We start from the raw sequence: 16,778 nt of genomic DNA on the forward strand, positions 1-16,778 counted from the left end.
GTCCCGATTTTTATTGTCCCAGACTTCTGAAGATGTCATGAATGTTGTTGTGTGTATAGTTACTTTATAATATCAACAGCATTTTTTGATGATGAATTGAATAATGTATCGAAGACCTGATGATTTAAATTGTTAAAGAATGGTGTTAAAGTTTTTATAACGCTTTTGCTGCAGTTTGGGCGTTTATATATACTATGTCAAAAATGATTCCAATTTAATAAACGCTTGTAACTATATGTATTTCAATGAAAAATACCGTGTCGATACGAATAATAAAACATTACTGTAATATTGCAGCAGTTCGTTATAATTTTGGCCCAATGTCTTCATTTTTTAGCATTCAGCATATCTTTTTTACTGCACTGGGATATTCGGTCAGTTATGTGGAATTTATAGGTACGTTAACCGGTTTGTGGTGCGTATGGCTGGCCGCCCGGGATCATATTTTAACCTGGCCGGTAGGGTTAGTCAATGTGAGTTGCTTTTTTATACTCTTCTGGCAATTGCAGCTATATGCAGATATGTTTTTGCAGATCTACTTTTTCGCTACGGGTGTGTATGGGTGGATGTTCTGGTACAGGAAGCAGCCGGAAAATGAGCCGGTGTATGCGTTGCAGCCCCGGCAGCGTTGGGGACTGGGATTGGCGGCATTGATACTTTCCGGGATCACAGGTTATATTATCAGTCGTCTGCATATATGGTGGCCGGGTATATTTGAGCATCCGGCAGCTTATCCTTATACTGACTCGCTGGTGGCGGTATTGAGTGTAATGGCCAATATCCTGCTGGCGAAAAGAATCTGGGAAAACTGGTTGCTCTGGGTAATGATAGATGTAGTGGCTACCGTTATTTATTTTATGAAAGACGTGAAGTTCCTGGGAATCGAGTATTTTATTTTACTGATTATCGCCACTATGGGCCTTTTGAAGTGGTTGAAAACGTATAGACAACAATCCATTGTAACCAAATAATCAAGCTACCTATGTTCTCAAAATCTTACCGGCGTGTAGCCGTTGTATTTATACTCGTTTTTATAGCGATGTATGTGTTTCGGATTATTTACGGCTATTGTTACAAGGGCCGGCAATATGACCAATCAGGCGGCAATAGTTTTTTATCAGATGTTGTTAAGCACCGTAAAAACTATGCCTCTGAAAAAATAAAACCGTTTGACCCCGCCAACGCAGGCTCTACCAGTATAGCAGGTAGCCAGAAGTATGAGAAAGTGGCCAACGTGCGGTCTAAATCCACCCATTTTACGGAAGATGAAAAACTGCTGCATAGTATCATTAAAAAGTTTGATGCAATCATTCAGTACCAGCAGGAGTCGGGCAATAAAGGAGCACGGGAAATACAAATGCTGATAGGTGTTTCACCGGAAAAGTTCGACTCATTTTACCTGGCTACGCAGGGAATTGGCGTGATTAAATCTACCGAAATTACTAAAACTGATAAAACCAATGAATACCGCAAACTGAACGCCACCAAGGTTTCCCTGGAGAAATCACTGGCTTCTTTCAACGACCTGAAAGCCAAAGAGGGAAAGATAGAAGACTTTATTGCGTTACATAACAAAATTTACGAGGTGGAAACGGAATTGCAGGGACTGGGCGTAGAGCTGGGTAATTTTGATACGGAGAATGAATTTTGTACAGTGCAGTTTTCCATGTACGAAGGAGCGGCGGACAAGCCAATCAGTTTTGTAACCCGTTTGAAAGTGGCGCTGGAGTGGACAATAAAGTACTATGGCGTGTTAGTGGCGGGTGTATTCTTTGCAGCGGCAGCTGCATGGGTAATATTGAAATTGATAGTGTTGGCAAACACTTTTATCGCTTCACAGAAGAAAGTATAAAAATGCCGGAGTAGTGCTACTCCGGCATCAGTATTTATTTTATACGGTGTACTCACCTACTTTGGTACCATCGTCTTTCAGCATGGTTAATACCAGTTTTTGCTGATCTGCTTTTATTTTTATGAGGGTGCGGGCGCCGTCTTTCGGGCCGCCACCAATGATAAGCGGGTATTCATGCTGCCCTTTTACGGGCGCGTAAACGCCGTATTGGTGAGTATGGCCACATACCAGGATATCTATCTTGTGTTTGTTGAACAGGTCGCCAAACATTTCGCGGCAATGTTTTACGCCGTGCCACTCGCCGGAGTGATAATGTGGAATGTGCATCATGACAACTTTATGCTTCGCTTTTTTAAAGGCAGGGCTTTGCAGTTGTTGTTCCAGCCATAGTGCCTGTTGCTGCCGGTAGGCATCAAAGTCTACGATGCCCGCATATACGGGGTGAGTGTCTTCTTTATCTTCTCCCGTATCCAATACAATTGCGAAAACGGGACCTATGTTAAAGGTAAAATAGTTATTGTGTCCCGGGTTATCGAAGTACTGGTGCCATTCCCGGGCGTATTTGCCCCTGGTTTCGTGGTTACCTCTTACATACATGAAGGGTATTTGGGTAGAAAAGGTATCGCCGCAGGGGCTGAGCATATGATCGATGATTTGTTGTTCATCGGCCTGGTAGTCGAACACATCGCCGTTGAAGAAAACGAAATCATAGTGATCTTGCCCATTCAGTTCCATCAGGTGAGGAATAGAGGCCGGGCGGTCGTGGATATCATTAATGATCACCCAGGATACTTCTTTTGCCTGTGGATCGGGGGCGGTGAAAGTATAGGTATCGCTGGTGATGGTGTTGCCGTAGGTCATTTTATAAGGTTCAAACGACACGATGTCTTTAGAGCAAACCTTGTAGCTGTATTTTTTTCCTGGTTGCAGGGGGCCCAGTTCAATACGGTGCAGGCGGTTGTTGGCGTCTACCAGGCCGTGATGGGTGCTGTGGGCTTTCTGGTTGAGCTGTCCGTCGGTACCATATTCCACCCAGCTATAGGAAGGGCGGGAGGTGAGCCACATCACAGAAATGGTATGTGGGCCAGGGTATTGCAGGTAAGGTTTGCACAGAAAGGTAATATCCGGATTATCGGCCGGGTGGATACCGGCTTTGGCTACAGCGGGTAGGATGCCAGTCATACCCAGCAGGCTGGCCTTGGAAATGTTGCCCAGGAAAGATCGCCTGGACTGTTCACTGTTTGATTTTTTCATATGTAGATATTATATATATCGGATAGTTTTTAAAAATAGTAAGAGAATCAAGAAAAGGAAGCTATTTTTATATGAGTGGTGTAGCAATACCGGTTATTTATAGATATAAATATTCTGTAATTTGATAGACTGCGCTTTAGATTGCCGGGAGATAAAAGTAAAATAACGGTGAGAACAGTGAAAAATGCGGTGGGAAAAGGTTTTTTTTCGTCAATACCGTTTTGATATTCATCTATTAACTCTTACCTTTGCGGCAAATTTTGGAAACTGTTTGCCCCGCAAGCGGTTTTTGAGGAAGTAACATTTTAGTATTTTATAAACCTCTTTAAAAATATGCCTAACACAGGTAAGATCAAACAAATTATCGGTCCCGTGGTGGACGTGCACTTTGATGACAAATTGCCCGAAATCTACAGCGCATTGGAAATTACCCGCGAAAATGGTCAGAAAGTAGTATTGGAAGTACAACAGCACCTGGGTGAGGACAGCGTTCGTACCGTGGCAATGGACTCCACCGACGGTATGGTTCGTGGCATGGCCGTAGTTGATAAAGGCGCTCCGATTAAAATGCCAATTGGCGACCAGGTTAAAGGACGTTTGTTCAATGTGGTAGGTGAAGCGATCGATGGTTTGGGTGATATCGATACTTCAAATGGTTATCCTATTCACCGTGAGCCGCCTAAATTTGAGGATCTGGCTACTGAAACAGAAGTACTGTTCACCGGTATTAAAGTAATTGACCTGATTGAGCCATACGCTAAGGGTGGTAAAATTGGTTTGTTTGGTGGTGCTGGTGTGGGTAAAACCGTATTGATCCAGGAACTGATTAACAACATCGCGAAAGGTTACGAAGGTTTGTCTGTATTTGCCGGTGTGGGTGAGCGTACCCGTGAAGGGAACGATCTGATGCGTGAAATGATCGAAGCCAACATCGTAAAATACGGTGATAAGTTTAAAGAATCCATGGAACACGGTGACTGGGATGTTGCCGCTGTAGATAAAGAATTACTGAAACAATCACAGGCAACGTTTGTGTTTGGTCAGATGAACGAACCACCAGGAGCCCGTGCCCGTGTGGCATTATCAGGTCTGACCCTGGCTGAGTATTTCCGCGATGGAGATGGTTCGGCAGGTGGTGGTCGTGATATCCTGTTCTTCGTAGATAACATCTTCCGTTTCACCCAGGCAGGTTCTGAAGTATCTGCGCTGTTGGGCCGTATGCCTTCAGCGGTGGGTTACCAGCCAACACTGGCTACTGAAATGGGGCTGATGCAGGAACGTATTACCTCTACTAAAAATGGTTCCATCACTTCCGTACAGGCGGTTTACGTACCTGCGGATGACTTGACGGATCCGGCTCCTGCAACTACCTTCTCTCACCTGGATGCTACCACCGTATTGGATCGTAAGATTTCCGATCTTGGTATCTACCCTGCTGTGAGCCCGCTGGACTCAACTTCCCGTATCCTCACCCCATCTATCGTGGGTGAAGCACACTACAACTGTGCGCAGCGTGTGAAAATGATCCTGCAACGCTATAAAGAACTGCAAGATATCATCGCGATCCTCGGTCTGGATGAATTGAGCGACGAAGATAAGCTGACAGTATCCCGTGCACGTCGTGTACAACGTTTCCTGTCTCAGCCTTTCCACGTAGCAGAACAATTTACCGGTCTGAAAGGTGTACTCGTTCCAATCGAAGAAACTATCCGTGGTTTCAACATGATCATGGACGGTGAAGTGGATGAGTATCCGGAAGCAGCTTTCAACCTCGTAGGTAATATCGAAGCAGCTATCGAAAAAGGTAAGAAATTACTGGAAGCAGCGAATAACTAATTATAGTAATGATCCCGGCCTGGCCGGGATCATTATCCTTCACCATTTACGATCATAACATGCTATTAGAAGTATTAACACCAGAAAGAAAATTATATGCCGGCGAAGTGTACGGAGTACAGCTGCCAGGTATTGACGGTTCTTTTGAAATACTGGATAAACATGCGCCATTAATTGCAGCTCTCGGAAATGGTAAAATGAAAGTGCTGAAAGATAAGGCGCATGCCGAATTCTTTACTATCAGCGGTGGATTTGTGGAAGTGTTGCGCAATAAGGCTACCGTACTCGTAGAAGGCGCTGTAGCAGTGGAGAAATAAGCATACCAGCAAGAAATTATAATAACCAGGCCGGGTAAGATTACCCGGCCTTCGTTTTTGTCCTAACTATTCCAATCTTAGATGACCCGGTAAGGAACAGGATTGCAACACCGGGATTTCCTCTCTATTCATCTATGTGCAATATATTACCTGTACGGCTATACGAGATATCCGCAGTTCTATAATGCACAACAATAAACAGCCGTATCAAGGGCTGTATATATTACCTAATGAATATGCCTTTGATTATAAAGTGTTGATGATCAGGTAAAATTCTGGTATCGGTCTATAGAAGGGTCAAAATGTTTTCATAGGTTTGTTCCTTCATAGGTGTATTCTTATCGGTTATTACTTACCTGAACGGGCTACGTAATTGATATTATTTACCAATTACTTTAGCAAGATATTTAATTTGTTTTAAATAAACACGATTCCGGCTGTTCATTTTTCAATAAAACCAGCCATCATGCTACATCTCCTTCTCTTTCAGATTATTAACTTTTAGTTCAGGGAGGGATCAATGGGATAATTTGCCATCATGGCAAAGGCGCTGCCAAGATTTTTGAGAGATTGCTGCCATATTTGCTGTTCCCGGGACTCGAATACCAGGGCTGCATCCGGCTGCGACAGGATCCAGGATTTCTCCTTTACTTCTTCTTCCAGCTGGCCCTCAGTCCACCCGCTATAGCCAATAAAGAACTTGATCTGCTTAGGCTCCAACAGGCCTTTATTAAGGGCAGCCACCACCTCGTCGAACCTGCCTCCCCAGTAAATACCAGGTAGTATTTCCAGGCCCCCGGCAATCAAATCAGGCTGCCGGTGAATAAAATGTATGGTATCCATTTGTACCGGGCCACCATAGTAAACCGGGATATTGTTGATTAACACCTCTGGTACCAGGTCGTCCAGTGACTGGGTGAATAACTTATTGATAACGAACCCAAAACTGCCTTTTTCTTCGTGTTCACAGAGCAATACTACCGTGCGTGCAAAATTTGGATCTTTTAAGAACGGATCAGCTATCAGCAAAATGCCGGGCGACAAACTTACCATAGACATACAATTTTATAGCTCTATTCAAATTTAATTAAATGATTGAATAGTAAAGGAAAAAAGTATCCTGGAAAGTAACTGGCGGAGTAATGTCGCTAAGACATTCAGGATCAGGTTTAAAATAGCATGAGGCAGTAGTACTGACTGATTTCTCTACTGAAATAATTCGAAAAATGGAAAAAATGCGAAAATTCTTTGCATTTTAGGAGCTTGGGAGGAAAATAAAGGAAATAAAAAAGGAGGCTAGAAAACCTCCTTACCATTTTATCAACCAAAATCTAAATCGCTTATGGAACGAATCCACATCGATGTATGTAGAAAGTTTAATTACTTTGTTATAATCTTGAACTAATCAAATTTAGTACCAAGATTGTAAAGCAAAGGTAAGGAAAGATGCAATAATAAAATCAGCAGTGGCCAGTTAAAATTACGTTAAAGTGATGTTGTATTGCTGTTAACAAGCTGCAGGCTTGCGTTCCGTTCGGAATTTTGTATCATAGTTGCTATAGCAAACATCTTTTTTAACATATTTTAATATTTCCCTCCACTTATCTTTGACGTAACTTAAAGTCAGACAAACCATTACATGATACCACTGAAGAAGATTTTTCCCGTTATTGTTGTACTGATCACGCTATCCCTGTTCGGCATCATCTATATCCAGGTGAGCTGGATCAAAAGCGCGATACTGATTAAAGAAGAGCAGTTGTTTCAACGTGCTGTTAACATGACCAATGACGTGTACAACGATCTGATGTACCGCCGTCAGAGCATGGCCATGTTTAAGCTGGATAACCGGGCGCCGGCTATAAAAGGATTTAACCCCCTGGATGTTACCCGGATGCCCTATAATCCGCCAGCCATCAGTGAGATCTTCAAAGTAGAGGAAGTGAGGCGTATTATCCAGAACAATATGAGGAAAAACCGCCTCGATTCTACTCATTTTGAATTCGCCATTATCGGGGGAATCCCGGGGTCGGACCTGGGAGTGCCCAAAATGTTGTCAGCCGGCTTTGAGCAAATGTTCCAGCGAAACGATGCTGATAGCATCGGTGACAAAAAAAAATACCGGGTACAGGTAATTCCCCTGGCAGAACCAAATGACTTTAATCCCCGGGTGGAGAAGTTATATATTATCATGGCCAACGATGACTCCATTACCCGGCAGTTGGGGATGATGATCGCCGGTGGGGTGCTTTTTACCATAATTATTATCACCGCCTTTGCCCTTACCATCCGCACGATGCTGAACCAGAAAAAGCTGTCGGAGATAAAATCGGACTTTATCAACAACATGACACATGAACTGAAAACGCCACTGGCCACTATCTCCCTGGCCATTGATGCCATCAGGAATGAGAAAGTGATGTCAAAACCGGAAAAAATTCAATACTTCTCGGGTATTATCAAGGAAGAAAATAAACGCATGAATAAACAGGTGGAAAGTATCCTGCAATCGGCCCTCCTCGAGAAAGATGAAATAGGGCTGAAACTTCAGGCCACCGATGTACATTCCGTGATCCAAAACACTACGGATAACCTGCAGCTGCAGCTGGCCGGTAAAAATGGTGAGGTAGACCTGCAACTGGATGCTATTAACCCGGTGATTATGGCGGATGATGTGCATTTTTCCAACCTCATCTTCAACCTGATGGACAATGCCATCAAGTATTCCAATGATCAGCTTAAGATCGTTATCCAGACTTATAATACGCGTAAAAGCCTGTTCATCGTGATTATCGACAATGGTATCGGGATGAGCCGCGATACTATTTCCCGTATCTTTGAAAAGTTCTACCGCGCCCATACCGGGAATGTGCATAACGTAAAAGGTTTCGGACTGGGACTCACCTATGTGAAAGCCATTGTAGACGCACACAAAGGCAAAATTAAAGTGGAAAGCATCGTAGGGAAAGGCAGTAAGTTTACCCTGGAATTTCCACAGGAACTAGATAAAGGATAAAGCGTATGATACTTAGTGAAAAAGAAATTCAGCATTTTAAAAATCCCATTGCCGTACCGGGTATGGGTGTTGGCATGCAGGAAAAGCTGAAGGAAGCCCGGGTATTAGTAGTAGGAGCCGGCGGCCTGGGAAGCCCGGTAGTACAGTACCTCAGCGCCAGTGGAGTAGGGGTATTAGGAATCGCGGATTACGGTGTGATCAACGATGAAGATATGCACCGGCAGCCAGTATACCAGATGCAGGATATCCGTAAGCATAAAGCGAAAATGGCGGCCAGCAGGCTGTGGGCGGTAAATCCGTATACCAAACATTACCCGATACTGATGCAGGTAAAACCTGAAACCATCGGTATGATGCTGGTGGGTTTTGACCTGGTGATTGATTGCTCACAACATCTGCCCTCCCACCTGGTGATTAATGATGCCTGCCTGGTTCATGATAAACCTTTTATTACCGGGGAAGTACATAACTGGATGGCCTGGTTTGGTGGCTTTAATATGCCCCTGGTGGATGGCACGCGCTCAGCTACCTATCGCTGCGCCCTGCCTATTACAGAAGAATACCGCAATTTTGATGCAGGTGCTATTGGCGCTACGCATGGCGCACTCGGTATGCAAATCGTATGCGAGGTAATCAAGTATCTCATGGGCGTTCCCATAGGTGTGGCCGGGAAGCTCTATGGCATAGACTATCTCCATAATCAAACCCAGGTATACGACCTGCAGCCGGATACAGCACAGATCGAAGGCACCCGTGCAGCAGGTATCCTCACTGCAGATGATTATGGGCTGGAAATAGTACCGGATGTAGAAGATTAATCATAGTAGATACGCATAAAAAACAAATGCCGGAACCCAGTTCCGGCATTTGTTTTTTATGCTGTTGTAAGGCGGATTATAGCTGCTCAGTGAGGATGGTTTTGGCGCCGATCTTAAGTTCATGCTTTACCCCCAGTTTCAGGGAATAGTTTTCGGCGGTATGCCCTGATGGAAAGCCAAAACAAACCGGGTAGTCATATTCCTTTACCAGGTTGCTGATAATCTCATATTCGGACTGTCCAAATGGCGTATCTGTTTCCTTACCGTCTACAAAGGAACCCACTACCAGCCCCGCCAGTTTATCTAACCAGCCAGCGCGTTTCAGGTTGTACATCATCCGGTCGATGTTGTACCGGTATTCGCCTATATCTTCCAGCAGCAGGATTTTACCTTTTGTATTTACCTGGGAGGGCGTACCGGAAAGATTAGCCAGTATAGACAGGTTACCACCTACCAGTATACCGGAAGTTTTTCCTTCGCGGTTCAGCGGGTGAGCGGCGGTAGTATAGCGATAAGGCTTCCCTTTCAGTGCGGTAGCCAGGCTGCGTACGTACTCATTATCCAGCGTATCGGGGGTAATGCCGCTGCACATCATGGAATGGAGTGTGGCAATACCAAATTTCCGTTGTATATGGGAATGCAGTGTAGTAATATCGCTGTAACCACAGAGCCATTTGGGCGACTTCCGGAATTTGGTAAAGTCGAGTTTATCGAGGATACAAACCATGCCGTAGCCACCACGTCCGAAGACAATGGCTTTTATTTCCGGGTCATCCAGCATATCCTGCAGTTCTTCCAATCTGAGTTCATCGGGGGCAGAAAAATTATGAAAGCTGGTGCCTACTGTAATACCAAGGTGTACGCGATAACCCCAGGAGCTGAGCACGCCCCGTGCATATTCAGCTGCCTGCAGGTCCATTTTGCTGCTGGAACAGGTAATTCCGATCAGATCACCTTTTTTCAAATATGGTGGAATTTTTACCATTGTACCTTTTGTTTACCTTTGCAGATTAGTTAGCGTAAATTCATACTTTATTTGCGGACTAAGGTGATAAATTGTAATGGTGATTCCAAAACAATCGCCCGATTTAAAATTTATTTAAGCATTCTTTAAGAGAATATGGGAAAATTTAATAGATATTTAATAACTGCGGCATTGCCCTATGCCAATGGCCCGGTACACATTGGTCACCTGGCCGGCTGCTACCTGCCTGCAGATATTTACGTGCGTTACCTGCGCGCAAAAAAGGCAGATGTAAAATTCGTTTGCGGAACAGATGAACATGGTGTACCTATCACCATCAAAGCGATGAAGGAAAATGTGAGCCCGCAGGACGTAGTGGATAAATACCATAAAATCATTGGCGATAGCTTTGCCGCTATGGGCATTTCTTTCGACATCTTCTCCCGTACCAGCAACCAGCTGCATCATCAGACCTCCCAGGATTTCTTCCTGAAAATGTACAAGGACGGCCTGTTTGAAGAAAGAGAAAGTGAACAGTTTTTTGACCCGGAAAAAGAAATGTTCCTGGCCGATCGCTATATCATTGGTACCTGCCCTAACTGCGGCAACGACAAAGCCTATGGCGACCAGTGCGAGCGCTGTGGAAGAACCCTCAGCCCCGATGAACTGATCAACCCTCACTCAGCCCTTAGCAATGCACCATTGGTGAAAAAGAAAACCAAACACTGGTACATGCCATTGCAGAACTACGAACCATGGCTGAAAGAATATATCATCGACGGTCATAAAGAGTGGAAAAACAATGTATATGGCCAATGTAAAAGCTGGCTGGATAGCGGCTTGCAAAGCCGCGCCATGACGCGCGACAGCAACTGGGGGATCAAAGTACCTTTACCGGATGCAGAAGGGAAAGTGCTGTATGTATGGTTCGATGCACCTATCGGCTATATTTCCGCTACCAAAGAACTGACGGAAGACTGGGCCAGCTATTGGTGTAAAGAGGATACCAAACTGGTACACTTCATCGGTAAGGATAATATCGTTTTCCACTGTATCATCTTCCCCGCGATGCTGAAGGCACACGGAGGATTTGTGGTACCGGATAATGTTCCTGCCAATGAATTCCTGAATATAGAAGGAGAGAAAGTATCTACCTCCCGTAACTGGGCGGTGTGGGTAAACGATTATATCCAGGACTTCCCGGATCAGCAGGATGTGCTGCGCTATGTGCTTTGCGCTACTGCGCCGGAAACCAAAGACAACGACTTTACCTGGAAAGATTTCCAGGACAGGAATAACAATGAACTGGTAGCTGTGTTTGGCAACTTTATCAACCGTGCGCTGGTGCTGATGCACAAGCTTTGCGGTGGAAAAGTACCGCCGCTGCATGAGAAATACATGGAAGAGGCAGATCGTGAAATGTTGAATGAATTTGCAGTTGCCAAAGAAAAAATTGAAACCAGCCTGGAAAATTACCGCTTCCGGGAGGCATTGTCTGAAGTGATGGAATTTGCCCGTAAAGGAAATCAGTACCTCCAGAAGTGCGAACCATGGATACTGGCCAGCGTACTTGAAAAGTTGAAGGCAGGGGAGCCTAATATCAAGCATCCTCAGTACGAAGGTAAGAACGAGGAATACTTGCAGGCGCGTATAGATATCAGTCTGCATATCTGCCTGCAAATGTCTGCTAACCTGGCTATCTTCTCTGAGCCATTCCTGCCCTTTACCGCCAAGAGGATTTGTCATCTGTTGAAGGTGGTAGACCGTATGCTGGAATGGGATAACGCCGGCAGCACTAAGTTGCTGAGTGTTGGTTACACCCTGCGTGCACCGGAGCTGTTGTTCAAGAAAATTGAAGACGAACAGGTAAAAGCACAGGTAGAAAAACTGCATGCCGGCTTAAAACAAGCCATGGATGCAGCTGCAGCAGCTGCACCTGCTGCCGTTGAAGTGCCTGTTACGCCGGCAAAGCCTGAAATCCAATACGATGATTTCGCTAAGCTGGATCTGCGCGTAGGCACTATCCTGGAAGCAGAAAAAGTACCGAAGGCGGATAAACTGCTGAAATTACTGGTAGATATCGGTACCGAAAAACGTACGGTGGTTTCCGGTATTGCCATGCACTTTGCGCCGGAAGACATTGTGGGTAAACAGGTAACACTGGTAGCCAACCTGGCTCCCCGCAAAATGCGCGGTATCGAAAGCCAGGGCATGATCCTCATGGCCGAAGATAACGGTAAGCTGGTTTTTGTAAACCCTTCTGAAGCTGTAAAAGCAGGTAGCGGCGTAAGCTGATGCTGATTATCCGAACAAGATATACAGTGGCTGTACCGACCGGTACAGCCACTTTTTTTTGTTTACCCAAAAAACTATCATAGAAATCATCTTTCTGCTGATGATGGAAGTACAAAAAATGCTAAATTCAGGGATCAGTAAACTTACCAATGCTGTAAGATCCGTTTAAGACTAACAGCTAAATGCTAAAAGCTATGATGAGACATATCAACAAGGTAGCCGTTCTTGGCTCGGGAGTAATGGGATCAAGGATCGCCTGTCATTTTGCAGGCATTGGCGTACAGGTTTTGCTGCTGGACATAGCGCCAAAGGAATTGAACGAAGCAGAAACAAAAAAGAAACTGACACTGGAACATCCTGCTGTAAGAAACCGTATCGTAAATGATGCCCTGCAGGCAGCGATAAAATCCAATCCATCGCCGGTGTTTACGAAAGATGTGGTAAAACGCATTAAAACCGGCAACTTCACCGATGATATGAAACGTATCAGCGAGGTAGACTGGATCATCGAAGTGGTAGTAGAAAACCTGGATGTGAAGAAAACCGTGTTTGAACAGGTGGAAAAATTCCGGAAGCCTGGGACGCTGATCACTTCCAATACCTCCGGTATCCCTATTCACCTGATGACGGAAGGCCGCAGTGAAGATTTTCAAAAGCATTTCTGTGGTACGCACTTCTTTAACCCGCCCCGCTATCTCCGTTTACTCGAAATAATTCCCACACCTCATACCGACGCCGCCGTGATCGATTTCCTGATGCACTACGGCGATCTCTATCTCGGTAAAACTACCGTACTCTGTAAAGATACGCCAGCGTTTATCGCCAATAGGGTAGGCGTATTTTCTATCATGGCCATTTTCCACATCATGCAGGAAATGGGGCTGGGTATCGATGAAATAGATGCGCTGACAGGACCGGTGATTGGTCGCCCTAAATCAGCCACCTTCCGTACCGCCGATGTAGTAGGGATAGACACCCTTGTAAAAGTAGCCAAAGGCGTGATGGACAATTGTCCGCAGGATGAGGCCATCGGCATTTTTAAAATCCCTGGCTTCCTCCAGAAAGTAGTGGAAAACAACTGGCTGGGAGATAAGACGGGGCAAGGCTTCTACAAGAAAACCAAAGGGGAAGGCGGCAGTAAGGAAATCCTTACGTTGAACCTCCAAACCATGGAGTATGGACCTAAACAAAAACCTAAATTTGGCAGCATCGATGCCGCCAAACCTATAGAGGACCTGAAGCAGCGCCTCAAAATGCTGGCTACGGCTTCCGACAAAGCCGGCGAGTTTTACAAACAGTTCCATGCTTATCTTTTCTCCTACGTATCGCATCGCATTCCTGAAATAGCCGATGACCTGTACAAGGTAGATGATGCCATGAAAGCCGGGTTTGGCTGGGAAATAGGCCCCTTCGAATCCTGGGATCTGCTGGGTGTAGCAGCATCCGTAAAGCTGGTAGAAGAAAAAGGACTGACAGTGGCCCAATGGGTGAAAGATATGCTGGCAAAGGGCATCAGTACTTTCTATAAAACAGATAACGGTAAGAAATTTTATTACGATGTGGCCTCACAGGCTTATAAACCATTGCCTGGTGAAGGACAGTTCATTATCCTGGAAAATTTCTCCAACAATATTATTTGGAAAAACAGTGCCTGCAGCCTTATTGACATAGGTGATGGCGTAGTATGTTTTGACTGGAAAACAAAAATGAATACCATTGGTGGCGAAGTGCTGGAAGGATTGAATAAGGCAGTAGAGCGTGCCGAAAAAGACTTCCGCGGCCTGGTAGTAGGAAACGATGGCACCAATTTTTCCGCTGGTGCCAATGTAGGTATGATCTTCATGCTGGCGGCAGAACAGGAATTTGATGAGCTGGACATGGCGGTACGCCTGTTCCAGCGCAGCACCATGCGTTTACGTTATTCTTCCATCCCTGTGGTGGTAGCGCCTCATGCGCTTACTTTGGGTGGTGGTTGTGAGATGTGTTTGCACGCCGACAAAGTGCAGGCCGCCGCTGAAACCTACATAGGCCTGGTAGAACTGGGTGTAGGGCTGATTCCGGGCGGAGGTGGCACCAAAGAAATGACGCTGCGGGCCAGCCTGGAATTTAAAGAAGGCCGGATTGAAGAAGAACCACTGAAAGATTACTTCATGACCGTGGCTACCGCCAAAGTGGCCACATCCGGTTTTGAAGGTTTTGATATGGGCGTGCTGCGGAAAGGACATGACGAAATTACCATGAACCCCGGACGGCTCATTGCCGACGCTAAACGCAGTGTGATTGCCCTGGCGGATGAAGGATATACCCGCCCAGTGGAAAGAACCGATATAAAAGTGATGGGCCGTGGTGCGCTGGGAGCTATGCTGGCTGGCGTATACGCGATGAGGTTTGGTAACTACATTTCAGAACACGACCAGAAAGTAGCTAATAAACTGGCATATGTGATGTGTGGTGGCGATCTTACAGAAGCATCCTTTGTGAGCGAACAATACCTGCTGGACCTGGAACGCGAAGCATTCCTGAGCCTGTGTGGTGAACGCAAAACATTGGAGCGGCTGCAAAGTGTGATTAAAACAGGCAAACCTGTACGGAATTAAAAACTGTTATTTTCTACGGGAAATGTAGTGAAGATTAGCCATAAGATCATTCGCTGCATTTCCCTTTTTATTGTACACCCTTATAATATTTCCCGTGCCAATTCTAACCCTACAAAACATTTCAAAAAGATATGGAGCAGTACAGGCTTTAGCCGGTGTTTCCTTTGAGGTACCTGCGGGCAGCGTCTTTGGTATACTCGGTCCCAATGGGAGTGGAAAAACCACCCTGCTGGGCATTGTAACCGATGTACTGAAAGCCGATACCGGCCATTTTACCTTATTTGATAAAACACCAACTGCCCGGGAGCGCCGGCAAATAGGCACTTTGTTGGAAACGCCCAACTTTTATCATTATCTCAGTGGATATAAAAACCTGGAAATCTCTGCTGCGGTGAAGCAGCGGGGGAAAGATGATATAGCGCGGGTGTTGGATATCTGCGGCCTTACCCAGCGTCAGCATTCCGCTTTCAAAACCTATTCGCTGGGCATGAAGCAGCGGCTGGCAATTGCAGGGGTATTACTGGGAGACCCGGAAGTGCTCATCCTGGATGAACCTACCAATGGGTTGGATCCAGCAGGCATTGCGGAAGTAAGGGACCTGGTGCGTCGCCTCGCCGGTACCGGTAAAACCATTATCCTGGCCAGTCACCTGTTGGACGAAGTAGAAAAGGTATGTACCCATGTAGCTATCCTGAGAAAAGGGAATTTACTGTTATCGGGCGCTGTAAACGAGGTAATTAGCCGGAATGACTATATAGAAATTGCGGCGGCCAACAACCATGCGCTGCAGTCGCTGCTATTGCAATATCCCGGTTGTACCAGTGCCGAATTGAATGGCGGCCTGCTGAAAGTTATGTTTGCTGCACAGCCTGATGCTGCTGCCATCAACAACTACTGCGCGCAACAGGGAATCTGGCTCAGTCACCTTCAACTGCGTAAGAAGAGCCTTGAAACTGCATTCCTGGAAATTACTAACACCCCTGCACAATGAAACAAATCATCTATACCGAATGGCTGAAAGTAAAGAACTACCGTACTTTCTGGGCAATGCTGCTGCTGGCACTTATCATCATTCCCGCGGGTAACTTTATGGTGGCCGATAAGTTCACTGAAAACCTCCAGCAGCTCAGCAAGTTGGTAGGTAACCCTTTTAGTTTCCCGGATATATGGCTAACGATGGCCTCCATCAATAGCTATATTTCTGCTTTATTCGGCCTGTTGTTGATTATCCTGGTTACCAACGAATATACCTACCGTACCAACCGTCAGAATATCATTGATGGCTGGGAGAGGAAGCATTTCGTATATGCTAAATTGTTCTGGCTGGTGCTGCTGGCACTGTTGACGCTGGTAGTAGCCACCATCAGTGCTATCCTTGTAGGTGTCATTTATGGTAATAAGCCGTTCAGCTTTGAAGGATATGAATACATGCTCTATTATTTCCTGCAACTGGTGGTGATGCTCACGATAGCTTTATTGATCGGGGTGCTGGTAAAACGTGCCGGAATGGCCATTGTACTGTTTGTTGCCTATAATATGATGCTGGATCAATTGTTAACGTTCCTGCTGAAGCGATACGTTGGCACTATGGGAGGACTGCTGCCACTGCAAAGCGGGGATGAATTGCTGCCTTTTCCGTTGGTGGGTAAAATGGTGGCTACCAGCGATCATTACGATACTTATGTATATATACTGGCCATGCTGTGCTATATCATTTTAGGTATCTTTTTGGTTTTCAGGAAAATATTAAAATCCGATCTATAGAAATATCTATATATTTCACATTCTTTTAAAGCGAAATGTATCGCAGAGAGCTTAAATTTGTTGGG

The 16,778-nt window shown here is 45.4% G+C and carries 13 protein-coding genes; 10 read left to right on the plus strand and 3 right to left on the minus strand.

Features of this window, described 5'->3' with window-relative positions:
* Positions 1-320: 320 nt before the first annotated feature.
* Together pnuC and FHW36_RS06780 are read left to right on the plus strand one after the other, a co-directional pair.
* Positions 321-971, plus strand: a complete 651-nt coding sequence (gene pnuC, locus FHW36_RS06775) for a nicotinamide riboside transporter PnuC (protein ID WP_186452324.1) — start codon at positions 321-323, stop codon at positions 969-971.
* 11 nt (positions 972-982) lie between these two features.
* Complete coding sequence (locus tag FHW36_RS06780) at positions 983-1,852, plus strand: DUF4349 domain-containing protein (protein WP_145664411.1); 870 nt, start codon at positions 983-985, stop codon at positions 1,850-1,852.
* A 39-nt stretch (positions 1,853-1,891) separates the two neighbouring features.
* Here FHW36_RS06780 and FHW36_RS06785 read toward each other — a convergent pair whose 3' ends face one another.
* Positions 1,892-3,106 carry a metallophosphoesterase gene (locus tag FHW36_RS06785; protein ID WP_145664414.1) on the minus strand — a complete coding sequence of 405 codons (1,215 nt, stop codon included), beginning with the start codon at positions 3,104-3,106 and terminating at the stop codon, positions 1,892-1,894.
* Positions 3,107-3,439: 333 nt separating this feature from the next.
* Here FHW36_RS06785 and atpD point away from each other — a divergent pair, with 333 nt between their 5' ends.
* Positions 3,440-4,942, plus strand: a complete 1,503-nt coding sequence (gene atpD / locus FHW36_RS06790; RefSeq protein WP_145664417.1) for a F0F1 ATP synthase subunit beta — start codon at positions 3,440-3,442, stop codon at positions 4,940-4,942.
* Positions 4,943-5,001: 59 nt separating this feature from the next.
* Entirely contained in the window at positions 5,002-5,259 is a 258-nt protein-coding gene (gene atpC, locus FHW36_RS06795; protein WP_145664420.1) for an ATP synthase F1 subunit epsilon, read from the plus strand.
* Between the two features lie 501 nt (positions 5,260-5,760).
* Here atpC and FHW36_RS06800 read toward each other — a convergent pair.
* Positions 5,761-6,318, minus strand: coding sequence for a YqgE/AlgH family protein (locus tag FHW36_RS06800; RefSeq protein WP_246121085.1), 558 nt, complete (start codon positions 6,316-6,318; stop codon positions 5,761-5,763).
* A 580-nt stretch (positions 6,319-6,898) separates the two neighbouring features.
* Here FHW36_RS06800 and FHW36_RS06805 point away from each other — a divergent pair.
* Together FHW36_RS06805 and FHW36_RS06810 are read left to right on the plus strand one after the other, a co-directional pair.
* The gene (locus tag FHW36_RS06805; RefSeq protein WP_145664423.1) at positions 6,899-8,275 is read left to right on the plus strand and encodes a sensor histidine kinase; all 1,377 of its coding nucleotides are present in this window, start codon (positions 6,899-6,901) and stop codon (positions 8,273-8,275) included.
* 5 nt (positions 8,276-8,280) lie between these two features.
* The gene (locus FHW36_RS06810; protein ID WP_145664426.1) at positions 8,281-9,093 is read left to right on the plus strand and encodes a HesA/MoeB/ThiF family protein; all 813 of its coding nucleotides are present in this window, start codon (positions 8,281-8,283) and stop codon (positions 9,091-9,093) included.
* 76 nt (positions 9,094-9,169) lie between these two features.
* Here FHW36_RS06810 and FHW36_RS06815 read toward each other — a convergent pair whose 3' ends face one another.
* The gene (locus FHW36_RS06815) at positions 9,170-10,057 is read right to left on the minus strand and encodes a S66 peptidase family protein (protein WP_246121086.1); all 888 of its coding nucleotides are present in this window, start codon (positions 10,055-10,057) and stop codon (positions 9,170-9,172) included.
* Between the two features lie 156 nt (positions 10,058-10,213).
* Between FHW36_RS06815 and metG the strand changes: the two genes are divergently transcribed.
* The 4 genes from metG to FHW36_RS06835 all read left to right on the plus strand — a co-directional run bounded on the left by metG (position 10,214) and on the right by FHW36_RS06835 (position 16,713).
* Positions 10,214-12,352, plus strand: coding sequence for a methionine--tRNA ligase (gene metG, locus FHW36_RS06820; protein ID WP_145664433.1), 2,139 nt, complete (start codon positions 10,214-10,216; stop codon positions 12,350-12,352).
* A 194-nt stretch (positions 12,353-12,546) separates the two neighbouring features.
* Entirely contained in the window at positions 12,547-14,949 is a 2,403-nt protein-coding gene (locus FHW36_RS06825; RefSeq protein WP_145664436.1) for a 3-hydroxyacyl-CoA dehydrogenase/enoyl-CoA hydratase family protein, read from the plus strand.
* A gap of 94 nt (positions 14,950-15,043) precedes the next feature.
* The gene (locus FHW36_RS06830) at positions 15,044-15,940 is read left to right on the plus strand and encodes an ABC transporter ATP-binding protein (RefSeq protein WP_145664439.1); all 897 of its coding nucleotides are present in this window, start codon (positions 15,044-15,046) and stop codon (positions 15,938-15,940) included.
* The gene (locus tag FHW36_RS06835; RefSeq protein ID WP_145664442.1) at positions 15,937-16,713 is read left to right on the plus strand and encodes an ABC transporter permease; all 777 of its coding nucleotides are present in this window, start codon (positions 15,937-15,939) and stop codon (positions 16,711-16,713) included. Before FHW36_RS06830 ends, FHW36_RS06835 begins: the two co-directional genes overlap by 4 nt.
* The last annotated feature ends 65 nt before the right edge of the window (positions 16,714-16,778 follow it).

The sequence above is a fragment of the Chitinophaga polysaccharea genome (genome assembly GCF_007829335.1).
GTDB classification, from domain to species: Bacteria; Bacteroidota; Bacteroidia; order Chitinophagales; family Chitinophagaceae; genus Chitinophaga; species Chitinophaga polysaccharea_B.